Source organism: Luteibacter sp. TLI7-4A, from assembly GCF_056754745.1.
The window spans coordinates 2048599-2072022 of record NZ_JBPGWO010000001.1; the positions used below are offsets into that span (position 1 = coordinate 2048599).

General features: G+C 67.1%; 23 protein-coding genes. 12 read left to right on the forward strand and 11 right to left on the reverse strand.

Translation table 11 applies throughout. The features are described from left to right. Nucleotides 1-7: 7 nt before the first annotated feature. Both gorA and ACR9Y6_RS09045 read right to left on the reverse strand, forming a co-directional pair. Complete coding sequence (gene gorA / locus ACR9Y6_RS09040; protein WP_481280983.1) at nucleotides 8-1369, reverse strand: glutathione-disulfide reductase; 1362 nt, start codon at nucleotides 1367-1369, stop codon at nucleotides 8-10. Between the two features lie 62 nt (nucleotides 1370-1431). Beyond that, on the reverse strand, nucleotides 1432-2691 hold the full coding sequence (locus ACR9Y6_RS09045; RefSeq protein ID WP_481280984.1) for an NAD(P)/FAD-dependent oxidoreductase: 1260 nt from the start codon (nucleotides 2689-2691) through the stop codon (nucleotides 1432-1434). Between the two features lie 131 nt (nucleotides 2692-2822). Between ACR9Y6_RS09045 and ACR9Y6_RS09050 the strand changes: the two genes are divergently transcribed. Together ACR9Y6_RS09050 and ACR9Y6_RS09055 are read left to right on the forward strand one after the other, a co-directional pair. Then, entirely contained in the window at nucleotides 2823-3395 is a 573-nt protein-coding gene (locus tag ACR9Y6_RS09050) for a C40 family peptidase (protein WP_481280985.1), read from the forward strand. Between the two features lie 123 nt (nucleotides 3396-3518). Further along, complete coding sequence (locus ACR9Y6_RS09055; protein WP_481280986.1) at nucleotides 3519-3974, forward strand: organic hydroperoxide resistance protein; 456 nt, start codon at nucleotides 3519-3521, stop codon at nucleotides 3972-3974. Between the two features lie 169 nt (nucleotides 3975-4143). Here the strand turns inward: ACR9Y6_RS09055 and ACR9Y6_RS09060 are convergent, their stop codons facing one another. Continuing rightward, nucleotides 4144-4632, reverse strand: coding sequence for an FKBP-type peptidyl-prolyl cis-trans isomerase (locus tag ACR9Y6_RS09060; RefSeq protein WP_306851366.1), 489 nt, complete (start codon nucleotides 4630-4632; stop codon nucleotides 4144-4146). A 53-nt stretch (nucleotides 4633-4685) separates the two neighbouring features. After that, a complete protein-coding gene (locus ACR9Y6_RS09065) occupies nucleotides 4686-5921 on the reverse strand; it encodes an MFS transporter (RefSeq protein WP_481280987.1) in 1236 nt (411 codons plus the stop codon). 122 nt (nucleotides 5922-6043) lie between these two features. Between ACR9Y6_RS09065 and ACR9Y6_RS09070 the strand changes: the two genes are divergently transcribed. From ACR9Y6_RS09070 to ACR9Y6_RS09085, 4 genes are all read left to right on the forward strand, one after another. Next, nucleotides 6044-6322, forward strand: a complete 279-nt coding sequence (locus ACR9Y6_RS09070) for a hypothetical protein (protein ID WP_481280988.1) — start codon at nucleotides 6044-6046, stop codon at nucleotides 6320-6322. 58 nt (nucleotides 6323-6380) lie between these two features. Further along, nucleotides 6381-7043, forward strand: a complete 663-nt coding sequence (locus tag ACR9Y6_RS09075; RefSeq protein ID WP_481280989.1) for a class I SAM-dependent methyltransferase — start codon at nucleotides 6381-6383, stop codon at nucleotides 7041-7043. Between the two features lie 228 nt (nucleotides 7044-7271). After that, on the forward strand, nucleotides 7272-8654 hold the full coding sequence (locus ACR9Y6_RS09080; protein WP_481280990.1) for a DEAD/DEAH box helicase: 1383 nt from the start codon (nucleotides 7272-7274) through the stop codon (nucleotides 8652-8654). Nucleotides 8655-8739: 85 nt separating this feature from the next. Next, a complete protein-coding gene (locus ACR9Y6_RS09085) occupies nucleotides 8740-9180 on the forward strand; it encodes a hypothetical protein (RefSeq protein WP_481280991.1) in 441 nt (146 codons plus the stop codon). Here ACR9Y6_RS09085 and rimJ read toward each other — a convergent pair. Beyond that, nucleotides 9164-9718, reverse strand: a complete 555-nt coding sequence (gene rimJ / locus ACR9Y6_RS09090) for a ribosomal protein S5-alanine N-acetyltransferase (RefSeq protein ID WP_481280992.1) — start codon at nucleotides 9716-9718, stop codon at nucleotides 9164-9166. The genes ACR9Y6_RS09085 and rimJ overlap by 17 nt on opposite strands. Then, on the reverse strand, nucleotides 9715-10563 hold the full coding sequence (fghA, locus tag ACR9Y6_RS09095) for an S-formylglutathione hydrolase (RefSeq protein WP_481280993.1): 849 nt from the start codon (nucleotides 10561-10563) through the stop codon (nucleotides 9715-9717). The genes rimJ and fghA overlap by 4 nt, the downstream gene beginning before the upstream one ends. 146 nt (nucleotides 10564-10709) lie before the next feature. On the opposite strand from fghA, the gene ACR9Y6_RS09100 reads away from it, so the two are divergent. Continuing rightward, on the forward strand, nucleotides 10710-12548 hold the full coding sequence (locus tag ACR9Y6_RS09100; RefSeq protein ID WP_481280994.1) for a DEAD/DEAH box helicase: 1839 nt from the start codon (nucleotides 10710-10712) through the stop codon (nucleotides 12546-12548). A 1017-nt stretch (nucleotides 12549-13565) separates the two neighbouring features. Here the strand turns inward: ACR9Y6_RS09100 and ACR9Y6_RS09105 are convergent. Further along, nucleotides 13566-13910 (reverse strand): YkgJ family cysteine cluster protein, encoded by a 345-nt coding sequence (locus tag ACR9Y6_RS09105; RefSeq protein ID WP_481280995.1) that lies wholly within the window; start codon nucleotides 13908-13910, stop codon nucleotides 13566-13568. A 3-nt stretch (nucleotides 13911-13913) separates the two neighbouring features. After that, nucleotides 13914-14783 (reverse strand): KPN_02809 family neutral zinc metallopeptidase, encoded by an 870-nt coding sequence (gene ypfJ, locus ACR9Y6_RS09110; protein ID WP_481280996.1) that lies wholly within the window; start codon nucleotides 14781-14783, stop codon nucleotides 13914-13916. Between the two features lie 105 nt (nucleotides 14784-14888). Between ypfJ and ACR9Y6_RS09115 the strand changes: the two genes are divergently transcribed. Next, on the forward strand, nucleotides 14889-15317 hold the full coding sequence (locus tag ACR9Y6_RS09115; protein WP_481280997.1) for an MAPEG family protein: 429 nt from the start codon (nucleotides 14889-14891) through the stop codon (nucleotides 15315-15317). A 22-nt stretch (nucleotides 15318-15339) separates the two neighbouring features. Here the strand turns inward: ACR9Y6_RS09115 and ACR9Y6_RS09120 are convergent, their stop codons facing one another. Continuing rightward, the gene (locus tag ACR9Y6_RS09120; RefSeq protein WP_481280998.1) at nucleotides 15340-16929 is read right to left on the reverse strand and encodes a TerC family protein; all 1590 of its coding nucleotides are present in this window, start codon (nucleotides 16927-16929) and stop codon (nucleotides 15340-15342) included. Nucleotides 16930-17050: 121 nt separating this feature from the next. Here ACR9Y6_RS09120 and ACR9Y6_RS09125 point away from each other — a divergent pair, with 121 nt between their 5' ends. Then, the gene (locus ACR9Y6_RS09125) at nucleotides 17051-17818 is read left to right on the forward strand and encodes a CPBP family intramembrane glutamic endopeptidase (protein ID WP_481280999.1); all 768 of its coding nucleotides are present in this window, start codon (nucleotides 17051-17053) and stop codon (nucleotides 17816-17818) included. Here ACR9Y6_RS09125 and ACR9Y6_RS09130 read toward each other — a convergent pair. After that, on the reverse strand, nucleotides 17815-18411 hold the full coding sequence (locus ACR9Y6_RS09130; protein ID WP_481281000.1) for a class I SAM-dependent DNA methyltransferase: 597 nt from the start codon (nucleotides 18409-18411) through the stop codon (nucleotides 17815-17817). The two genes, ACR9Y6_RS09125 and ACR9Y6_RS09130, sit on opposite strands and share 4 nt — an antisense overlap. Nucleotides 18412-18507: 96 nt before the next feature. On the opposite strand from ACR9Y6_RS09130, the gene ACR9Y6_RS09135 reads away from it, so the two are divergent. The 3 genes from ACR9Y6_RS09135 (at nucleotide 18508) to ACR9Y6_RS09145 (ending at nucleotide 21604) form a co-directional block, all read left to right on the forward strand. Continuing rightward, nucleotides 18508-18807 (forward strand): hypothetical protein, encoded by a 300-nt coding sequence (locus tag ACR9Y6_RS09135; protein ID WP_481281001.1) that lies wholly within the window; start codon nucleotides 18508-18510, stop codon nucleotides 18805-18807. 89 nt (nucleotides 18808-18896) lie between these two features. Then, entirely contained in the window at nucleotides 18897-20405 is a 1509-nt protein-coding gene (locus ACR9Y6_RS09140; protein WP_481281002.1) for a DUF1800 domain-containing protein, read from the forward strand. Nucleotides 20406-20413: 8 nt separating this feature from the next. Beyond that, nucleotides 20414-21604: a DUF1501 domain-containing protein gene (locus ACR9Y6_RS09145; RefSeq protein ID WP_481281003.1), complete on the forward strand. Its 1191-nt coding sequence runs from the start codon at nucleotides 20414-20416 to the stop codon at nucleotides 21602-21604. Here the strand turns inward: ACR9Y6_RS09145 and ACR9Y6_RS09150 are convergent. After that, nucleotides 21601-23418 carry a glycoside hydrolase family 15 protein gene (locus ACR9Y6_RS09150; RefSeq protein ID WP_481281004.1) on the reverse strand — a complete coding sequence of 606 codons (1818 nt, stop codon included), beginning with the start codon at nucleotides 23416-23418 and terminating at the stop codon, nucleotides 21601-21603. The two genes, ACR9Y6_RS09145 and ACR9Y6_RS09150, sit on opposite strands and share 4 nt — an antisense overlap. Nucleotides 23419-23424: the final 6 nt, after the last annotated feature.

The window sequence follows — 23424 nt, forward strand, 5'->3', positions numbered from 1 at the left end:
GTACCGCTCATCCGGGCACCCGATCGCCCATCAGCACCATTTCCTCGGCCGAGGTCGGATGGATGGCCAGGGTGGCGTCGAGGTCGGCCTTGGTGGCGCCCATCTTGATCGCCACGGCGAAGCCCTGCAGGATCTCGTCCACGCCCGGACCGAGCATCTGCATGCCGACGATGCGGGAATCCTCCCCCACGCAGATCAGCTTGAAGCGCGTGGTGATCGGCCGATGCGCCAGCGCCAGCTGCATCGGTACGAACGACTGCTTGTAGAGGTGCACGTCGGCGCCGTATTGCTCGCGTGCCTGCTGCTCCGACATGCCGATGGTGCCCAGCGGCGGATGCGAGAACACCACGCTGGGAATGTTCTGGTAGTCCAGCTTCGCATCCGGCTTGCCGCCGAACAGGCGATCGGCGAGCTTGCGGCCCGCCGCGACGGCCACGGGCGTCAGCGCCATGCGCTGGGTCACATCGCCCACCGCGTAGACACCGGGCACATTGGTGTTCTGGTAATCGTCGATCTCCACGTACCCGTCGTCGCCGGTGACGAGTCCGATGCGGCCGATGTCGAGCGAGGAGGTATCGGCATGCCGGCCCACGGCCCAGATCAAGGCGTCGTAGGGCCCCGGATGGTCGCCACGGTCGCAGTCCAGGAGGAGCACGCCGTCCTTCTCGTGCACCGCGTCGATCTGGCATTCGTAGTGGACACGGATGCCATGCTGGCGCATCTCGTCGCCGAGGCCATACGCCATTTCCTCGTCGAAGCCGCTCATCAGGCGGCCACGCACGTACATGTCCACGTCACTGCCCAGGGCGCGCAGCACGCCCGCCAGTTCCACCGCGATATAGCCGCCGCCCACGATGGCCGTGCGGCGCGGGCAGGCACGCAGGTCGAAGAAGCCATCGGATGTCATGCCGAGGTCGAAGCCCGGCTTGTCCAGCCGATTGGGCCTCGAACCGGTGGCGATGAGCACATGCGGCGCGGTCAGTTCGCGCGTGCCCGCCTGGACGCGACCGGGCGCGAGGAAGCGCCCGTATTCACGCAGGACGATGATGTGGCCCGTGTCGAGCGCCTGCTGGTACTTCACCCGGATGCGCTCGACGTACGCCTGGCGCCGCTCGATGAAGCGGGGCCAGTCGAGGCTGCCGGGTTTGTCGTGGAAACCGTAGTCCACCGCGATGTACTGCGCCTCGGCCATCTGCGCCGCGTACCACATCGCCTTCTTCGGAACACAGCCGGAATTGACGCAGGTGCCACCCAGCTCGTTCGGTTCCAGCAGCGCGACCTTCGCGCCGTGCTTCGATGCCCTGATCGCCGCGGCGAGTCCGCCCGAGCCGCCGCCGATCACGATCAGGTCGAAAGCTTCCGAAGTCATGCCATGTTCCTTGGGATGGGGAGGAGACACCGTAGCAAATGCGACTGCGAAGATCCTCGCGTCTACAGCCCGAATCGCGCGGGTGAATAAGGCACCGGGTCCAGCGTCGGCGCCGGGCCCGCGAGAAGACTGGCCACCAGCTCTCCCGTCGCCGCCGACATGCTGATGCCTAGCATGCCGTGCGCCGTCGCGTACACCAGGTTCGACCACCGCGCGCTCGGGCCGATGATCGGCACCTCGTCCACGCTCATCGGCCGCCAACCCCACCACGGCACGACCTCGCCGCGCCCTTCCGGCTCGCGAAGATAGGTGGCCGCGCCGCGCCGCAACGCATCGATGCGCAACGGGTTGAGGCCCTCGTCGAAGCCCGAAAATTCCATGGTGCTGCCAAGGCGGAATCCCGAGACCCAGGGGGTGACGCACACCGCGGCTTCGCGCAGCACCAGCGAATGACGTGGCGCGTGCTCGGGTGGCCGCTCCCAGGTCAGCGAATAGCCTTTGCCCGGCTGCATCGGCAAACGGATGTCGAGCAGCTTGCCGATCAACGGCGACCATGCGCCGAGCGCCATGACCACGCGGTCGCCCTGGAAGACGCCGCGGGTGGTACGCACATGGGAAACGCGCGCGCCGTCGAAGACGAAGGAATCCACCCGCGCACCGGTCTCGATCGCTCCGCCGAGTTCGCGCACCCGTCGCGCCAGTTCCGCGACATACCGGTCCGGTCTCAGCCGCGCGTCGCCCGGATGCAGCAAGGCGCCCACCACGCCATCGCGCAAGCCCGGTTCCAGCGCCATGGCCTCGTCGGCATCCAGTTCCCGCACGTCCATGCCGAGCCGGCGCAGCAGGTCCACGTGCGGCCGGTCGTCGCGTAGCGTGCGCGCCTGGCGATAAACGTAGAGTTCGCCCACTTCCTCGAATTCGCAGGCTATGCCTTCGCCGGCGATCAGGTCGCCCAGCAAGGTCCGTGAGCGGGCCAGGATCGCCCCTCTCGCCTCACCCGCTTGCCGATACCGCGCCCAGGTGCAGTTCCGGGCGAAACCGAGCAGCCAGCGTGCCCGGGCCGCATCGGGACGCGGATTCACGTAGAGCGGCGCATCGCGCCGCAGCAGCGAACCCAGGGCCGTTCCGACCATGCCCGGCATGGTCAGCGGCCCCGCGTGGCTGGGCGTGATCGTGCCGCAGTTGCCGTGAGAGCTTCCGCTGCCGGGCTGGGCCTGTTCGAGCACCCGCACACTCGCCCCCGCCTTGAGCAGGTACAGGGCGCACGCGAGCCCGATCACTCCGCCACCCATGATCAGAACATCGCTTCGGGACCTGTCCATCCAGGCATTTTAGCGGCCCGGCCGCCTTTCACCGGGTGTCCCGGCCTACAATTCGCGCGCTTTAGCAGGTATTCCACGCAACCCATTGATTTGATAACCTCGTTGCGCCGATCCTGACAGGGGAACGCCCGATGTCGCCAGCCACACGTCCTTTCCGCTTCCGAACCTGGCTCGGTTCCTTCGCCGTGGCCGCCGTCGTGACCTTGCTGGTCGCCTGCGGCAGCGCTCCGCACAAACCCTCGTCCTCGCAGCGGCGGAATCCGGCTTCGGCGGTGCCGTTGGCGAAAAACCTGGGCTGGTCCACCAAGCCGGCCGATGCGCCGCCGGCCGATGCCGCCAACGATGTGCTCTTCCGTGCCATCGGCCTGGTCGGCACGCCCTACCGCTGGGGCGGCAATACCCCGCAGGGCGGTTTCGACTGCAGCGGGCTCATCAACTACATCTACCTGACCTCGACCGGGTTGCGCCTGCCCCGGACCTCGGCGGAGATGGCCGCCCTCGACAAGCCGAAGGTCGACGAAGCCGAGCTTTCCAGCGGCGACCTCGTCTTCTTCGGCCGCGGGCACATCACCCACGTAGGGGTTTACGTCGGCAAGGGTCGTTTCGTACATGCACCGAACTCGGGCGGTACGGTACGTTTGGACGACCTGGACGGCGCCTACTGGAAAGAGAACTTCGCCTATGGGCGCCGCGTCCTAAACTGAACGGACGGCAACGCGCCGGGCGCTCGTTCAATAATTGAATTGCGCGCGATTAAATTGCGTGCTTTACTCTCTTCCGTGACCGGCCAACCGGCCCTCCCCTCCCAGACGACAAAGGACAAATCCATGAGCAATATCTCCAAGTTCGACGGCGACGCCCTCTACACCGCGCATGCCAAGGTCGCAGGCGGCCGCAACGGTCACGTCAAGAGCGACGATGGCCGCATCGACATGGACCTGCGCCTGCCGAAGTCCATGGGCGGTACCGGCGAGGGCAGCAATCCCGAGCAGCTGTTCGCCGCCGGCTATGCGGCCTGCTTCGAAGGCGCGGTGCGTTTCGTCGCCGGCCAGAAGAAGGTCAAGGCCGACGACGCCTCCGTCGCCAGCAGCGTCAGCATCGGCAAGCGCCAGGGCAACGGTTTCGCCATCCGTGCCAAGCTCGAGGTGAGTCTCCCGGGTATCGACGACGCGACCGCGAAGGAAATCGTCGCCTTCGCCCACGAGAATGTCTGCCCGTACTCGCACGCCACGCGCGGCAATATCGACGTCGAGATTTCGGTGAACGGCCAGCCGGTGGTCTGAGACCTGCTTCAAGACCCGCTGGTTGAAACAACAACGGCGCCCTAGGGCGCCGTTGTTGTTTTCGAGGTCATCGCGAATCGCCGACGGAGTCGGCTCCCACCGAGCCATGTGACCTGTTGCAAACAGGGCGACCTGGTGGGAGCCGGCCCTGTCGGCGATTCGGTGGTCCTCAGTGCGCGGCGTCGCCGTTGGGATGGGCGTGCCCGTGCGCGATTTCCTCTTCCGTCGCGTCACGCACGGACTGCACGTCGACGTGGAAGTTGAGCGTCTTGCCCGCCATGGGGTGGTTGAGGTCGATGTCGACGACGCTGGAACCGATCTTCTGCACGACGACCACGCGGCTACCGCCTTCCTTCAACGAAAGCACGGTGCTGTCGCCGGCCTTCAGGCCCTTGCCCTGCTGCGGGAAGTACTTCTTCGGCACGCGCTGGGTCATGCCTTCCTGGCGTGGGCCGTAGCCTTGTTCCGGAGCGATCTCGACATCGAAGGTGTCGCCGACCGACTTGCCTTCGAGACCGGCCTCGAGGCCGGGGATCAGCTGGCCGTGGCCGAGCAGGATCCACAACGGCTCGCCGCCCTCGATCGAGCTTTCGACCTTCTCGCCATCGACGGTGAGGGTGTAATGGAACGAGATGACCTTGCCCTTGCCAGCCTGCATGTTCGTTTCTACCGGAGGAAAACGGGGGATTTTAGCCGTGCCCGGTCGTGGCGTCACGTCGGACCACGGCGGCGGCCGAAGCCGACGCCACGGGCCTCCGGCCCGAGCCAGGTCAGCAGCGCCAGGAGCAAGGCCACGACGGCGATCCAGGTCGACATCGCGAAGGCGAAATCGCCGCCTCGCTGGCTGGCCAGCCAGGTCTGCGCGGTGGCGGTGATCGCCGCGAGCAGGTTGCCCATCTGGTAGGCGAAGCCCGGCAGGGTGCCACGCACGGCATCCGGCGCCAGTTCATTGAGATGGGTGGGCACCACGCCCCACGCACCCTGCACCATCACCTGGATGAGGAAGGCGCCCAGGCCGAGCAGGAGCAACGACCCGCCGTACATCCACAGCGGAACCACCGGGATCGCCAGCAGCGCCGCGATGATGATCGCCTTGCGCCGGCCGATCCGCTCGGAGAGCGAACCGAAGGTCAGGCCACCGGCCAGCGCGCCGAGGTTGAGCAATGCCGTGAGCAGGAACGCGGTGCCCGAGCCGGCGGGGATTCCCAGGGTCTCCTGCACGAAGGTCGGATACATGTCCTGCGATCCGTGGCTGAACATGTTGAACGCCGCCATCAGGAGCATGAGGTAGACGAACAGTTTCCAGTGCCCGCGCATGGAAACGAAGACGCTCTCGCGTGCCTGCGAGCGGCGGCTCTCCCATACCGGCGACTCGGGCACCTTGCGCCGGATGTACAAGACCAGCAGTGCCGGCAACGCGCCGACCACGAAGAGGCCACGCCAGCCGATGTGGTCCACCAGCAACCAGTTGGCGAGCGCCGCGAGGAAGAAGCCACACGGATATCCGCTTTGCAGCAGGCCGGAAACGAAGCCGCGCGATTTGGCCGGGATCGATTCCATCGCCAGCGACGCCCCGATGCCCCACTCGCCTCCCATCGCGATGCCGAAGAGGAAGCGCAGGCCGAGCAGCACGCCCAGCGATGGCGAGAACGCGCAGGCCACCTCCAGCAGCGAAAACAGCACGATGTCGAACATGAGCACCGGCCGTCGCCCGTAGCGGTCGGCCAGGCGGCCGAAGATCAAGGCGCCGATCGGCCGCGCGGCCAGGGTGAGGAACAAGCCATAAGTCACCTCCTGCTTGGGCACGTGGAACTCGTTGGCCACGGCGAGGATGACGAAGGTCAGCAAGAAATAGTCGAAGGCGTCGAGGGTCCAGCCCAGGAAGCTGGCGATCACGGTATGCCGCTGCGTGTGGTCGAGTTCGCGCAGCGCGGCGGGAAGCGGCATGAGAATTTCCTCAACGATCGGGCGGCGCCGAGGCTAGCACAGCGCTAAGATCCGACGTGCGCCTCACGGCGCAATGACGGCATGCCACTACACTGGTGGCCACCACGACAGACGGAGGACTCATGAAGTACTCGCGATCGATCGTTTCACTCGCGTTGCTGGCCGTGCTCGGCATCGGCGCGGCGTCCGCGCAGTCGGAAAACAGCGGAGCACCGGCCTTTTCCGACATCAGCAAGGATGGCAAGGGCATCAAGCGCAGCGACATTCCCAAGGATGTCGAGGCACTCAAGCAACTGCGTGCGCACTTCCCCGAAGCCGATCTCAACCACGACGGCAAGGTCGACAAGGGCGAGTACGACGCCTATGTCAACAAGAGCAACCAGCCGCAGCAACAGCGCTAGTATCCAAGGCCGCGTGCGGTCGTCGTACGCGGCCCTTTCTAAGGATGGACCACCACGCATGATCCCCGACAGCCGGACGAGGCAGCGCATCGCCTCCCGATTCAGCCGCCGCGGCGACCGGATCTACATCCACGGCAAGCTGGCCACCGATCCCGTGTACGCCGCCGCCGCGCAGGCCATCGCCGGCCGGCGCCTGCCCCTGCTCGACATCGGCTGCGGCCTGGGCCTGCTCGGCCATTACCTGCACGCCTGCGATGCGCTCGACGGCTACGTCGGCCTCGATCACGACGCCCGCAAGATCGCCATGGGCCGCGTGGCCGCGGAACGTGCCGGGCTGGGCGGCGAGATCGCCCTGCGAGAGGGCGACGCGGCCACGCCGCAAGCCCTGCGCGGCCACGTCGCCATGCTCGATGTCCTGCATTACCTGCCGGAGGAGCGCCAGGGCGAACTGCTGGCCTTCGCGGTGGACCACCTGGCGGACGACGGCGTGCTGATCCTGCGCAATGTCATCCGCGACGGCTCCTGGCGCTACCGGGCCACGGTCTGGGAAGAGAAATTCATCAAGGCGGTCGGCTGGATCCCGGGCGGCGCGCAATACTTTCCGACCGAGGACGACATCCGCGGGGTGCTCGAACCACGAGGGATACGTGTCGATTTCCGGCCGCTGTTCGGGCGGACGCCGTACAACAGCTACCTGATGACGGCCTCCCGCCAGGCCTGAACCGGCGGGCACCCATTGTGCGCCGCAATAAGGTATACTTGGCGGGTCGTGCTTGCGCTCCGACTCCCTTGCGGACCCCCGGCGTGGAGATTTTCCCGCCCGTTCCCCCACCTCCGGAAGCGCGCACGACACCGGCCAGCCTGCTGTCTTCGTCATGGTTCGCGGCCGCCAAATCCATAACTCGCAGCGCGGTTCCAGGGAACGCTCGGGTCACGCAGGAGTTTCTCCATGTCTTTCGATTCGCTGGGCCTTGCGCCCGCGTTGCTGCGCGCGTTGTCCGAGGCAGGCTATGAAAAGCCGACGCCCATCCAGGCCGCCGCCATCCCCGAAGTCCTCGCCGGCCACGACCTCATGGCCGCCGCGCAGACCGGCACCGGCAAGACCGCCGCGTTCGCCCTGCCCGTGCTACAGCGCCTCGCCCGCGAGGAACGCAACGAAGGCCGCCGTCCGATCCGCGCGCTCATCCTCACGCCCACCCGCGAACTCGCCGCCCAGGTGCAGGAAAACCTGCGCGACTACGGCAAGTACGTGCGTCTCTCCAGCACCGTGATCTTCGGCGGCGTCGGCATGGGCAACCAGTTGCAGGCCCTGCGCCGTGGCGTCGATATCGTCGTCGCCACGCCGGGCCGCCTGCTCGACCACATGCAGCAGCGCTCGGTCGACCTGTCGAAGGTCGACGTACTCGTCCTCGACGAGGCCGATCGCATGCTCGACATGGGCTTCCTGCCGGCGCTCAAGCGCATCCTCGCCGCCGTGCCGCGCCAGCGCCAGACGCTGCTGTTCTCGGCCACGTTCGCGCCCGAGATCAAGGCCCTCGCCCAGCAGTTCATGCGCGAGCCGCGCGAGATCTCGACCACGCCGGCGAACACCGTCGCCAATACCGTGACGCACGTTGTGCATCCGGTGGATGCGGCAGCGAAGCGCGACCTGCTGCTGCACATCCTGTCGCAGGACAGCCGTCGCCAGACGCTGGTCTTCGGCCGTACCAAGCACGGCGCGGACAAGCTCGTCCGTCACCTCGAACAGTCCGGCGTCAAGGCCGCGGCGATCCACGGCAACAAGAGCCAGAACGCGCGCACGCGTGCGCTGTCCGACTTCAAGTCGGGCCGTGTCACCGTCCTGGTCGCGACCGATATCGCCGCTCGCGGCATCGACATCGACCAGCTGCCGGTGGTGATCAACTTCGACCTGCCGATGGTCGCCGAGGACTACGTGCACCGTATCGGCCGTACCGGCCGCGCCGGTGCCGAAGGCCAGGCCATCTCGCTGGTCAGCCACGACGAATCGGGCCTGCTGCGCGACATCGGTCGCCTGCTGAAGACCGACCTCTCGATCAGCAACGTGCCCGGCTACGAGCCGAGCACGCCGCTGCGGCTGGATGCGGGTGCGCCGCGCCCGAAGCAGCAGCAGCGCCAGCCGCGTTCGCAGAGCGGCGGTGGCCAGGGTCGTCCTGGCGGTAGCGGTGGCCAGTCGCGACAGGGCGGCGGCAACGGCGGCGGACGCCCGCCGGCACACCGTCCGCACGGCCACTCGGCCGCGGGTACGGGCGAGAACACCGGCAGCCACAAGCGCCGTCGCCAGCGTCGTGGCCCCGCCACGAACAAGGCCTGATGGCCTAGCCGCATGGGCGATGGTTCGCCCATGCGGCAATCCGGATCATGGGTGCTGGCAGGTTTTCCCACCCAGGTAGTTCCGCATGACCCGATTCCATCGTTACAGCGTCGCCGTGCTGCGCACGGCGTTCGGCGCCCTTTTCACCTTTTCAGGCCTCAACCACATCTTCGCCTTCTGGCAGCCACCGGCACCGCATACCAGTGGCGGCCGCGCGTTCATCGCGGGGCTGGAAGCCAGCGGTTTCGTGGTGCCGCTGATCGGCGTGGTCTTCGTCTACGCCGGCGTAGCCTTGATGGCGGCGCGGCTGGTGCCGCTCGCCCTGCTCCTGCTGGCCGCTCCGGTCGTCGCGATCTTCGGTTACCACTTCGTCACCGAAGGCCGTACGCTGGGCCCGCACGTGCTCGTGCTGGCCGTCTATCTCCTGCTCGCCTGGCAGGAACGCGGTGCATGGCGCGCGTTGTTCACCGCGGAACACGACACGCCCGCGTCCGGTGAATCCTCGCCGCTCAGCCCTGCGTTCTGATCTTCGCCGTGAGGACGTGGTCCTCCCACAGGCCGTCGATCTTGAGGTAACGCTTCGCATAACCCTCCTTCTCGAAGCCGAGGCGTTCGAGAAGGCGTCCACTGCGATCGTTGCGCGGCATGTAGTTCGCCATCACCCGATGGAAATCCAGCGGACCGAAGGCATAGCGGATGCCGGCATCGATGGCCTCGTACATCAGCCCCTTGCCTTCATGCCGCCGTGCGATGCCGTAGCCGAGGTGGCAGGCCTGGAACACGCCGCGCACCACGTTCGCGAAGGTGAAGCTGGCGATCATCTCGCCACCGTCGGGCGACAACACCGCGAAGGGATAGCCACGGTCGGCACGCGCCGCCTCGAGGCCCGCCTCGATCGCCTGGCGGCACCCTTCCAGCGAATAATGCGATGTCGTGCGCAAGGGTTCCCAGGGCGCGAGATGGTCGCGATTCTCCGTGCGATAGCGCTGCAGGAGTTCCGCTTCCTCCACGTCGAGCAGCCGGATCACGGTGCGCGACGTCCGCATCCTTATCGGTTCGCTCATGGGATCAACGCTTTCGCGTGGTGACGCAGGTGATCCTCGATGAAGGTCTGGATGAAGTAGTAACCGTGGTCGTATCCCGGGCGCATGCGCAGGTCGAGCGGCTGTCCGGCCTCTTCACACGCGGCCTCGAAACGCTGTGGCTGCAACTGGTCGAGAAGGAACCCATCGGCCTCGCCCTGGTCCACCAGGATCGTGCCGTCGAAGCGGGCACCTTCCTCCACCAGGCGGGTGGCGTCGTATTTCGCCCAGCGGGAGCGGTCCGCGCCGAGATAGCGGGGAAAGGCTTTCTGGCCCCACGGGACACTGGCGGGAGCGACGATCGGCGCGAAGGCGGACAGCGAGCGGTAGCGACCGGGGTTCCGCAGGGCGACCACCAGCGCGCCATGGCCACCCATGGAATGGCCGAAAATGCCCTGCCGCCCCATGTCCAGCGGAAAACGTCCGGCTACGAGGCGCGGCAGTTCGTCCACCACGTAGCTGTACATGCGGAAGCGCTCGTTCCACGGCGCCTCGGTGGCGTCGAGATAGAACCCGGCGCCCTCGCCGAACTCCCAATCGCCCGTGGCGCCCGCCAGCCCGGTGTCGCGGGGGCTCGTGTCGGGCATCACCAGGGCCAGGCCCAGTTCCGCCGCCATGCGCTGCGCACCGGCCTTGATCGTGAAGGTCTCGGCGGTACAGGTCAGTCCGGCGAGGAACCAGAGCACCGGGACGGGACCGTTTTCCGCGGCAGGCGGCAGGTAGACGGCGAAACGCATGGCTCCCCCGCAAGCGTCCGAAACATGCGAATAAAAGCCCTGAACGCCGCCGAAGCAACGCTGTTCCGACACGGTCTCGATCGCCGTCATGTGCCCGTCCCTTATCGAAGCTGACCGAAGAGTGTAACGCCGTCACGCCCGGCGGCCACGACCCACGGCGAACCACGCATATCGCTGCTACAATACGTTTACTGCCCGGCGCCGAATGTCGCCGCCGCGCCCCCTTTGAGGTCGCCATGTCATCCCCCGATACAAATAACGCTCCGGCCCTGCCCGGTTTCAGCGCGCTCGCGCTCGACGCAAACGTCGTGCGTGCGCTGACCGAGGTCGGCTATGAGACCCCCTCTCCCATCCAGGCCGCCACCATCCCGGCCCTGCTCGAAGGCCGCGACGTCATCGGCCAGGCGCAGACCGGTACCGGCAAGACGGCGGCCTTCGCCCTGCCCGTGCTGTCGCGCATCGACCTGAAGGCCGGCAACAAGCCGCAGGCACTGGTGCTCGCGCCCACGCGCGAACTGGCCATCCAGGTGGCCGAGGCGTTCCAGAAGTACGCCACCTACCTGCCCGGTTTCCAGGTGCTGCCGATCTACGGCGGCCAGAGCTACGGCCCGCAGTTGCAGGGCCTGAAGCGCGGCGCCCAGGTCATCGTCGGCACGCCCGGCCGTGTCATCGACCATCTCGACAAGGGCACGCTGGATCTTTCCGGCCTGCGCTTCATGGTGCTCGACGAGGCCGACGAGATGCTCCGCATGGGCTTCATCGACGACGTCGAGAAGCTGCTCCAGGCCACGCCCGCCAGCCGCCAGGTGGCGCTGTTCTCCGCGACCATGCCGGCACCGATCCGTCGCATCGCGCAGACCTACCTGAAGGAACCGGTCGAGGTCACGATCAAGAACAAGACCACCACCGCGGCGAACATCCGCCAGCGTTACTGGTGGGTCAGCGGCGTGCACAAGCTCGACGCGCTCACGCGCATCCTCGAGGCCGAAAGCTTCGACGCGATGATCGTTTTCGCGCGCACGAAGTCGGCCACCGAAGAACTCGCCAGCAAGTTGCAGGCGCGCGGCTTCGCCGCCGCGGCGATCAACGGCGACATCGCGCAGGCGCAGCGCGAACGCGTCATCGACCAACTGAAGACGGGCAAGCTCGACATCCTGATCGCCACCGACGTCGCCGCGCGCGGCCTCGACGTGGAACGCATCAGCCATGTGCTGAACTACGACATCCCGCACGACACCGAGTCGTACGTGCATCGCATCGGCCGCACCGGCCGCGCGGGCCGCAGCGGCGAGGCGATCCTCTTCGTGACGCCGCGCGAGAAGAACCTGCTCCGCCAGATCGAACGCGCGACGCGCCAGCCGATCGAACAGATGCAGCTGCCCACGATCGAGGCGGTGAACGACACCCGCGTCAACAAGTTCAACCAGCGCATCACCGATACGCTGGCCACGGGCGACCTCGGCCTCTTCCAGCAGTTGGTGGAAAAGTACGAGCAGGAGCACGACGTGCCGGCGATCGAAATCGCCGCCGCGCTGGCGCGCATCGCGCAGGGCGACCAGCCGCTGCTGCTCGAACCGCCGGCCAAGCGTGAATACACCGAGCGGCCGCCGCGCGAATACGAGCGTGAGCGTCCGTCGCGCGATGGCGGCGACTTCAACGACCGTCGTCCGGTGCGCGAGGGCATGCGTCAGCCCCGTCCGCACGTGACCGAGGCCGGCAAGCGCACCTATCGCATCGAGGTCGGCCACGAGCACGGCGTGAAGCCGGGCAACATCGTCGGCGCGATCGCCAACGAAGGCGGTGTCGAAGCCAAGTTCATCGGCCGCGTCAGCATCCGCGACGACTACAGCCTGATCGATCTCCCCGACGGCATGCCGGCTGAGACGTTCAACCACCTGAAGAAGGTCTGGGTCGCCCAGCAACAGCTGAAGATCGCCGAATGGGATGGCAAGGAAGCGCCGCAAAGCGGCGGCGGCGCCTCGCGTCCGCCCCAGCGCAGCGGCTTCCGCCCCTCGGGCGCCCGCCCGGGTGCCAGCGGCGGCGGCAAGCCACCGCGCAAGAAGCGCGATTACTGATCGAAAAGGCCTCGGAAACGAGGCCTTTTTTCTTCCGGTGGGAGCCGACTTTGTCGGCGATCCCGCGAAAGCGGGGCTTTCTTTTGCGGGCTCGGCTTCGCCCTCGCGCTCGTCGTGTGCGTGGCGGGGGAGCTGCCGGGCGCCACCCTCGGCGCGACGGTAGTCGCCGTCCCTTGGGAAGGGATGCCGCTGCGCGGCCGTGTTTGATGGCTGCGCCCCTTCGGGCTCGGACGGGCGGGCGGGGGTTTCCGATTCGCCCTCCTGGCTCAGCGGAAACGGCCGGCCATCCCTGGCCGGCCCCCTGACGGGCCTTGTCCGCCCGCCCGTCCTCGGCTCCTAATGTCGCGCCGAGGGTGGCGCCCGGCAGCTCTCTCGACCCTGGGGTGGGTTGGTGGGAAAAGCGACGCTCGCCGCACCCGGGTGGGAAGCGGCTGGGCCGCGAGTCCACAATCTTTCCGGCGGCGAAGGAGGCCTTGCACTGATCGGGCGAGGCGTGTCACCGCTCGCTAGATGCACGGCCTCATTCGCTCGCCCCAGGGTGGCGCATCGCGGGCCAGCCCGCTTCCCACCCGCGTGAGGGGTTTCACACGAAGGTGGCTTCCGTGGAGGGAGACGGCATCACCCAGGTAAACGGCGTTGCTTTTGTCGCACGCCCCCTCCGTGCCCGGAAGAGCCGTCGGCCGCCACCCTCGGCGCGACTTGTGGAACCGAGGAGCGACGGGCGAAAAGGCCCGTCAGGGGGCCGGCCTGGACGGCCGGCCGTTTCCGCCGAGCCATGGAAGGCGAGTCGGAAACCCCGCCCGGCGCGACGGGCGCGACGGGGCGCCAGCCATAAGACATGGCCGCGCAGCGGCTTCCTTTCCCGAGCGACGGTGTAACCGGAGCGACGAGGGTGGCGGCCGACGGCTCTGCCCCACGCCGCCCGCTGCCGCGGGATCGCCGACAAGGTCGGCTCCCACAAGAGCTTTCACCGAGACTTCTATCAGCGGTCCGCCAGGGCCTTCACCAGGGTGGGTTCTAGGTCGCGAAATCGGCTGGGGTCAGGGGTTGCATGCCGTGGCGGATGCGTGCCTTGTCGCATTGGGGGCTTGGCTCGCCGTTTTCCCATGCCGGTAGCAACTCATGGCATGGCGAGGGCCGCACGGCGTAGACACCGCAGTGCGCGGCCACTCCCACCTCGCCCACGAGCGACTTGCAGCGCGGTTCGTAGGCGTTCGTGCCGTGCATCGCCACGCGATGCGGGTCGAGATGCTCCGTCAGCGTGGCCGGCGTCACGCCGCCGGCCACGTCGGTTTCCAGCCAATGAAAAGCGACGCGGTACGTCGCGCAGCATGCGCCGCAGCGCAGGCAAGGATGAGTCATGGGTCAGATCGAGCCGGAGAACGTGTTGCACTTGCCGATGTCGCCGCTTTCCAGTCCCGTGCGGAACCAATGCACGCGTTGGGCGGACGTGCCGTGGGTGAAGGAATCGGGGACCACCCTGCCCTGCGACTGTTCCTGCAAGGCATCGTCACCGATCGCCGTGGCCGCGTTGATCGCGGATTCGACGTCGCCGGGCTGCAGCCACTGCTGGCGCTGCTGCGAATGGTTGGCCCATACGCCGGCGAAGCAATCCGCCTGCAATTCCTGGCGCACGGACAAACCCGAGGCGCCTTCCAGCCGGGCGCCATGGCGGCGCGCATCGCCCACCTTGTCGAACACCCCGACCAGGTTCTGCACGTGGTGGCCGACCTCATGCGCGATGACATAGGCACGGGCGAAATCCCCCGCCTCGTGGAAGCGCGTCTGCATGTCCTGGAAAAAGCCGAGGTCGAGATAGACGCGGTGGTCGCCCGGGCAATAGAACGGGCCCACCGCGGAGGACGCCGAACCGCACGCGGTACGCACGCCGTTGCGGAACAACACCAGCTTCGGCTGTTCGTACTGCTTGCCGTTGGCGGCGAAGATCTCGCCCCAGGTGTCTTCGGTCTCGCCCAGGATGGCGCGCACGAAATCCACCTGCGGGTCGTTCGCCGCCGCCTGGTGCGGGGCCTGCTGGGTCTGCGGCGTGGATGCCGCCCCTGGTTCGCCCTGGCCGAGCAGGGCCGTGGGGTCCTTGAAGAAGACCAGCCCCAGGATGGCGAGAATGACGATGCCGCCGATGCCCAGCCCCTTGCCGCCGAAAGACGGACCACCACCGCCGCCTTCGCCGGCGTCTTCCACATTGTCGCTTCTACGGCCTTTTTGCCAGAGCATGGCTTCACCCTCCCGTGAACGCGTCGCAAGCGAGACGCGGTCGGCATGATCGCACGGACCGTTGCCGGTAAACTCCGCGGCTGATGTCATCCCCCGGATCGTTTCATGACCAGTCAGCTCCCCGCCGTCGTCACCTTGCTCACCTTGCTCCTGATGTTCGCCACCGTGTGGATGGTAGGCCGCGCGCGTGAACGTTATGGCATCAAGGCTCCGTCGATCTCGGGTGACCCCGCGTTCGAGCGCGCCTGGCGCGTGCAGATGAACACCCTCGAGAACGCGGTGATGTTCATCCCGGCGCTGTGGCTGGCCGCCCAGTACGTGGACCCGCTCTGGGCCGGTATCGCCGGCCTGGTCTGGCTCGCGGGCCGGATCTGGTACGCCCTGGCCTACCTACGCGATCCGTCGCGCCGTGGCCCTGGCTACCTGGTCTCGATGATCGCCTGGGCCGTGCTCATGCTGATGGCCGCCGGCGGGATCGGCATGGCCGTCATGGAAAACAATGCCGCGCCCGTGGAGGATGCGGCGGGGGCCTGACCCGGGATACCGGTGCCAGGCGCTAGTAGTCCTCGTCGTCGCCTGCCACCGCCAGCACGCGCACCCGCTGGATGCGCGCGCCATCCATCGCGGTGACCTCGAACTCGAGCCCGTCGGATTCGAAGCGGTCGCCCGGCGTGGGCAGGCGGCCCAGCCGTTGCAGGACGAAGCCCGCCAGCGTGGAGAAATTGCCGTCGCTCGCGCCGGGCAGGCGATGGCCCAGCAGGTGTTCCACGCGACGCACGTCGAGGCTGGCGTCCAGCAACCAGGCGCCGTCCGGCTCGCTCACCGCCGAGGGATCGCCCTCGCGGTTCTCGTCTGGAAATTCGCCCGCGATCACCTCCAGCACGTCGGCTGGCGTGACCAGGCCCAGGATGCTGCCGTACTCGTCCACCACGAGGGCCACCTGTAGCGGGGCCCGGCGGAATTCGTCGATCAGGCGCAGCACGCTCAGTGATTCCAACACCGTGATCGGCTTGCGCACGACGGTATCGGTATCGAGCCGGCCGTGGTCCGCGAGGCTAGCCAGGAGGTCGCGGGACGAGACCACGCCGACGAGTTCGTCGAGGTCGCCATTGGCCACCAGCATCCAGTGATGCGGCGACTCGCGTGCTTCCCGCAGCAGCGTCGGCATGTCTTCGCCCGGATCGACCCATACGATCTCCGTGCGCGGCGTCATGATCGAACGCACCGGCCGCTGGGAGAGGTCGAGCACGCCCTGCACCATCTCGAGTTCGTCCTTGCCGAACACCGCGGTCTCCGTGATCTCCACGGCGCCGTCGCCCTTGCCACCCTTGCTGGATTCGCCTTCCTCGTCGGGCGCCCCGCCGAGCAGGCGCAGCACGGCCTTCGCCGTGCGGTCGCGCATGATCCGGCCACCGACCAGCAGCGAACGCCGGCGGTTGCGCCGCATCGTCTGGTTGAACACCTCGATCATGATCGAGAAACCGATCGCGGCGTACAGGTAGCCCTTGGGAATGTGGAAACCGAAGCCTTCCGCGATGAGGCTGAAACCGATCATCAGCAGGAACGACAGGCAAAGGATCACGACCGTCGGACGCGCGTTCACGAAGACCGTGAGCGGCTTGCTCGCGGTAATCATCAGGGCCATGGCGACCACCACGCCGATCATCATGATGGAGAGGTGATCCACCATGCCCACGGCGGTGATCACCGAGTCGAGCGAGAACACCGCGTCGAGGACGACGATCTGCGCCACGACCAGCCAGAAACTGGCGCGGCGGCCATTGCGGCCCTCGTCGTGCTCCGAGGCCTCCAGGCGCTCGTGCAGTTCGAGCGTGGCCTTGAACAACAGGAAGGCGCCGCCGATCAGCAGGATGAGGTCGCGCCATGAAAGGCCGAAGCCGTTCCACTGGAACAGGGGCCGGGTGAGCGTCACCAGCCAGGACATGGCGGCGAGCAGGCACAGGCGCATCACCAGCGCCAGGCCCAGGCCGAGCAAGCGGGCGTGGTCGCGTTGGCGGGCGTGGAGCTTGTCGGCGAGGATGGCGACAAACACCAGGTTGTCGATGCCGAGCACGATCTCCAGCACGATCAACGTGAGGAGTCCCGCCCAGGCCGAAGGGTCGGCTAGCCAGTCGAATGCAAACATGGGTCGGCGCGTCGGGGCGCCCGTCTTCCTCCTTCAGGGACGGTCAACTATACAGGGGCGAGGTGACGGACTGTGCCGGAAGCGTCGTTGCGAGCCCGCAGGCCGTCGGCTAGGGTGCCTCATGGCTCACGATTACATCCCCCTGTCCTCCGCCGCGTCCGTCGGGTCGCCGCCACGCACGCCCGGCGTCGTCGAGACGATCCTCTGCATCGCCGCCTATTTCGGCCTCCAGATCGGCTTCGGCGGCCTGTTCGGCGGCATCTCCATGCAACTGGCCCGGTATTTCCCGGATCGGGTGCCCGAGGCGCCGGACCGCCTGATCGTCGTGGTGATCCTCACCCTGGCCTGCTCGGCGGGGCTGATCTTCTGGCTGCTGCTTCGCCGCTGGGGTCGCTACGCCACGGACGCCGGACCGGCCGGCCTTGGCTTCACGCCGCCGGACGGACGCTTCGTCGCCATGGGCACCGCCCTGGGCATCGCGGCGCCGATCCTCGGTGGCCTGCTGACCCAGTTCCTTGCCGGCGACCGCGAGGTGACCCAGGCGGTCAGCGACATCGCCGACAAGGCCCACGTGGGGATGCGCGTGGCCCTGCTCCCGGTGGCTGTGCTGGCGGGACCGGCCGTGGAGGAACTGCTGTTTCGCGGCGCCCTGTTGTCGATCCTGCGCACCCGCCTGGGTGACGGTTGGGCGATCCTCCTGTCGGCCCTGGTTTTCGGCATGGTCCACCTGCCCGACCTCGACTGGCTCTGGTACGCGGTGCCCAACCTGGTCCTGGTCGGCCTGTTCTGCGCCTGGCTCCGCGTGCGCAGCGGTTCGCTATGGCCGGCGTTCATCGCGCATGCCGCCAACAACGCGCTGGCGACGATCGCCTGGTTCTCCGCGACCTAGAGTCGTTCCAGCGAGGCCACGTGGCGTTCCAGCCGTGGGCTGGCGTAGCACTGCGAGCCGACGGGAATCAGGCCCACCTCGCGGAAGGCCTCGCGGTACCAGCGCGCGGGCCGGCCGAAGAACCCTTCGCGATCGCCACCGGGATCGTCCTCGCGCGTATAGGCCTCGAGGAAAGCCAACCCCTCCACCATCTCGCCGATGCCGACGAGGCCCGCGCGGATCTCCGCGGGCTTGAGGTAATGCAGCACGTCGGTGCAGACGATCAGGTCGAATCGGGTGTCGAAGCGCAACTCGGCCAGCTGGCCGAAGCGGGCATACCCGATCTGGCGCGAGCGGCCGTAGCGGGCCACGGCGTACTCGCTGGCTTCCAGCCCGCGATACTCGATGCCCGGCCGCAACCGGCGCAGTGCGGCACGCCAGGGCGCTTCGCCACAACCGATGTCGAGCACGTTGCGCACAGGGCGGCCCAGGTAGAACTCGGCCTGGCCCAGCACCATCGCCACCTTGCGCCGGAGCTCGGCGGGCGAGCGCACGGCATGGCCCGCGCTGCGATACCACTTGTCGTAATAGGCCTGGTCGTAGGTCTTGGGCATGGCACGGCCATCCAAAACATCCATGTTAGCCGGGCGTACACTTCCGGCATACATGCCACCCCGCAGCATCGCCGGGTATCGATCCAGGAGGACCCCATGCCCCGTATCCTGCTCCGCATCACCGGCGACCGTGACATCTTCGACGACGTGGCCAATGCGATCCATGGTATCGACCGCGTGGAGCGCGTCGAGGAAATCGATGACTTCATGAGCGATTTCCGCGACGACTCCAGTTCGCAGAACCTCTCCGACGACATGAGTTCACGTACGTACACGCTCGAGGTCGAGGTACCCAACGACAAGGTGGGCGAACATGTGCGCCAGGTCGCCGAGGAAGCCGCCGGCTCGCGCGAGGCCGCCATCGAGTTCATCGGGCCGGACGAGAACGAGATCTAGCGGATCGCAAGATCCCACGCTCAGGCGGGAGTAAACCTTCCGCCAGCCACTCCGTTTAAGGTGGACCACCCGCCGGACACGGACATGCCATGCGATCTCTTGCCGTCGCCTTCCTGCTCGCCCTCGCCGCGCTGCCGGCAGCCGCGCGTGACGACGCCGTGTCGAACGAGGATATCGCATGGCTCGACAGGGTCACCTTCGGCGCGGATTCGGCCACGCTGGCGCGCTTCCGCGAACTCGGCAAGCGGCGTTTCCTCGATGAACAGCTGCACCCGAAACAGGATGCGCTGCCTGCCGACGTGCACGCGCAGATCGACGGCTTCGATGCGATGAAGACGCCTTCCGCGGCCTTGCTCGCCCAGGTGCGCGACCAGTACCGCCAGATCAACGACATGCCCGACGGCGACGCGAAACAGGAGGCCCGCAAGGCCTTGCAGAAGCAGGGCAACGGCTATGCACAGGAAGCGCAGGCGAGCGAACTGCTACATGCGATCTACGACGAGAACCAGCTGCGCGAGCAACTCGTGTGGTTCTGGTTGAATCATTTCAGCGTCTTCCAGGACAAGGGGCGGGTACGCTGGCTGGTGGCCGACTACGCACGGAACACGATCCGGCCCCATGCGCTGGGCAAGTTTCGCGACCTCGTCCTGGCCACGCTGAAAAGCCCGGCGATGCTGGAGTATCTCGATAATGCGCAGAACGCGCGCGACAAGATCAACGAGAACTATGCACGCGAGTTGATGGAGCTGCATACGCTCGGCGTCGATGGGGGTTACACGCAGGCGGACGTGCAGAACCTCGCCCGCGTACTCACGGGCGTGGGCGTCGACTTCGACGGACAACCGCGCAAGATCCGTCCCGCCCTGCAACCGTATTACCTTCACGAAGGCGCCTTCGAGTTCAATCCGAACCGCCACGACTTCGGCGACAAGCAACTGCTCGGGACGACCCTGCATGGCGGCGGTTTCGACGAGGTGGAAAAAGCCGTCGACCTCATCGTGAATCAGCCCGCCTGCGCCACCTTCGTCTCCACCCGGCTCGCGAAGTACTTCGTCGCCGACGATCCGCCACCGGAACTGGTAAAGGCGATGGCCAGGACGTTCCGGCGAAGCGACGGGGACATCGCCGCCGTCGTGAAGACGATGCTGGAATCGAAGGCCTTCACCGCGTCGCTGGGCAAGCGGTACAAGGACCCGACCCAGTTCCTCGTCTCGGCGATGCGGCTCGCCTACGACGGCAAGCCGGTGCCGAACCCTCGCCCGCTGGTGAACTGGATCGGCCAACTCGGCCAGGCACCATTCGGCCGGATCACGCCGGATGGATGGCCCATCGCGGATTCGGAATGGTCGAGTTCCGGGCAGGTGGCGAAGCGCTTCGAGATCGCGCGCGCCATCGGCAGCGGGGCGAACCACCTGTTCGACCTGGACGAGGAAGGCAAGCGTACGCGCGGCGGATTCCCGCAACTGACCACGCCGACGTATTACGCGACGATCGAACCCACGCTGGGCCCGAAGACGCGCGATGCGCTGGCGCAAGCCACGTCGCAGCAGGAATGGAACACCTTCCTGCTCGCGTCCCCCGAGTTCAACTACCGCTGAGGCCCGCCATGGATCGCCGTCAGTTCCTTCTCGCCCTCGCCGCCGGCGTCCCCGCGCTCACCCTGGGTGGCAAGGTGTTCGCCACGCCGCCCTCCTCGCCGCGTTTCCTGCTGGTGTTCCTGCGTGGAGGCTACGATTCGAACAACCTGCTGGTGCCGTATTCGAGCGACTTCTACCACGAGGCGCGCCCGACCATCGCGCTGGCACGGCCCACGCCGGGCGATCCCCTCGCCGTGCGCGCCCTCGATGCGGACTGGGGCCTGGCACCGGTACTGAACGATTCGATGGGCCCCCTGTGGGACAGGCGCCAACTCGCCTTCATTCCCTTCGCCGGTACGGACGACCTTTCGCGCAGCCACTTCGAGACCCAGGACGATATCGAAGCGGGCGAGGCTTCCGACGCACGCAGCTATGGCTCCGGGTTCATGGGCCGGCTTTCGACCGTGCTGCGGGGCGTTCCGCCGATCGCGTTCACCGATGCGTTGCCGCTGACGTTCCGTGGTGCGGGCGACGTTCCCAACATCTCCCTGAAGGGTGGTGGCAAGGCGGTGTTCGACGACCGCCAGGCGAAGATCCTGGCCGGGATGTACCAGGGCACCCCCTTGCAGTCCGCCGCCACCGACGGCCTCGAACTGCGCCAGCAAGTGGCCCAGGACCTGCAAGTGGAAATGATCGCCGCCAGCCGGGGCGCGGTGAACGCGCGTGGCTTCGCGCAGCAGGGTCAGCGCATGGCCACGCTGATGCGCGATCGCTTCCGCCTGGGTTTCGTCGACGTGGGTGGCTGGGACACGCACGTCAACCAGGGTGGCGCGACCGGCCAGCTGGCGAACAACCTGGACAATCTCGGCAAGGGCCTGGCCGCCTTTGCCGATGGCCTTGGCGAAGCGGAATGGAACGACACCGTGGTGGTCGTGGTATCGGAATTCGGGCGCACCTTCCGCGAGAACGGCAACAAGGGCACCGACCACGGTCACGGCACCGCGTACTGGGTGCTGGGCGGAAAGGTCGCCGGTGGCCGCATCGCCGGAAGGCAGGTGGCGGTGAATGCGGCGAACCTCCTGCAGAACCGCGACTATCCGGTACTCAACAATTACCGCGACGTGCTCGCGGGGCTGATGCGGCGGATGTATGGCTTGTCCGATGCCGACCTGGCGAAGGTCTTTCCCCGCGCCAACGCGCGCGACCTGCGACTGGTCTAGGGCTGCCAGACCTGCCCTTCCGGATGCGAGAGCTGCCGGTCGAGGTAGTACGCGGCACTGATGAAGGCCAGGTGGGTGAGCGCCTGCGGGAAGTTGCCCAGCGGCTCGCCGAGCAGGCTGAGCTCTTCGGAAAAAAGGCCGAGATGGTTCGCATAGAGGACGCCACGCGCCATCACTTCACGCGCTTCGTGCAGGCGTCCCGCACGCGCCAGGCATTCCACGTACCAGAACGTGCAGGTGGTGAACGCGCCCTCGCCTCCTTCCAATCCGTCCGCATTACGATAGCGGAAGACCAGTCCGTCATCGGTGAGCCGTTCGCCGATCGCGTCCAGCGTCTTCAACCACACCGGATCGGTCGCCGAGACGAAACGGACCAGCGGCATCATCAACAGCGAGGCGTCCAGGTCCTCGCCGCCGCGGGCCTGCACGAAATAACCGTGTTCCGGATGACGGAAATTCGCCCATATATCGTCGGCGATGCGGTCGCGTTCAGCCGCCCATTCCATCACCGGGCCGGGCAACGAACGCTTGCCGGCAAGGCGCACCGCACGGTCCAGGGCTACCCAGCACATCAGGCGGGAATGCAGGAAATGGCGCGGCTCGTCGCGAATCTCCCAGATACCCTCGTCGGCGTCACACCAGTGTTCGCGCACGTGATCGACCAGGCGCCGCACGTGCGCCCAGCCCGCGTGGCTGATCGCGGAGCCATACTTGTTGGACAGGTAGATGCTGTCCATCAATTCGCCGAAGATGTCCAGCTGGGTCTGCGTGCGCGCGCCATTGCCGATCCGCACGGGACGCGAGCCGGCGTAACCGGCGAGATGGTCGAGCGTTCCCTCGTCCATCGCCTCCTCGCCGTCGAGCGCGTACATGACGCGCAGGGCGGCGCCCTCCTCCAGCGCCATGATCCGGTCCTCGGTCCATCGGCGGAACCGTTCCGCCTCGTCCACATAGCCCAGGCGCATGAAGGCGTAGACCGTGAACGAGGCATCGCGTATCCAGGTGGCGCGGTAGTCCCAGTTACGCTCGGACCCCGTGGCTTCGGGCAGGCCGAACGTGGCCGCCGCGGCGATCGAACCGTGTGCGTGCGACGTAAGCAGCTTCAACACAAGCGCGGAGCGATCCACCCTTTCGCGCCAACGCCCCCGGTAGTTCGACCGGCGTGTCCAGCGTCGCCACGCATCGGCCGTGGCTTCGAGGGCCGCGAGGCATTCCGCGGCATCGAGCGGATCGCATGACTCGTCGCACAGCACGAACCAGGCTTCACCGCCCCGTTCCAGTTCGAACTCCGCACCCGCCTCGCCGTCACCGGGCAGCAGTGGCACGTTCGCACCCAGGCGCAGCGAACGGGTGCCATCGTGGAAGACCACGGTATCGCCATGCATCGCGACGTCCGGCACGCGTTTCGCATAGTCCAGGCGCGGCCGGCAGCATGCGCGGATGCGCATCCGGCCGCGCGATACGCGGACGCGGCGGACCACGCAGCGAGGAAGACGCACCCCGGTCTCCGGATGGGGCATGAAGTCGGTCAGTTCGACGCTGCCGTGCGTGGACATCCAGCGCGTGCTCAGCACGTTGGTCTCGGGAATATAGAGCTGCAGGCGGTGCGCGCCATCGAGCTCCGGCGTCACCGAGAATTCGCCGCCCTTCTCCGGGTCGAGCAGCGCCGCGAAGATCGTCGGGCTGTCCAGGTGCGGCCAGCACATGAAGTCGATGCTGCCATCGATGGCGACCAGCGCCGTGGTGTCCAGGTTGCCGATGACGCCGTGTTCACCGATGGTCCGCCCTGGCCTGGGGTTCGCGCGATTTGGCACAACGAT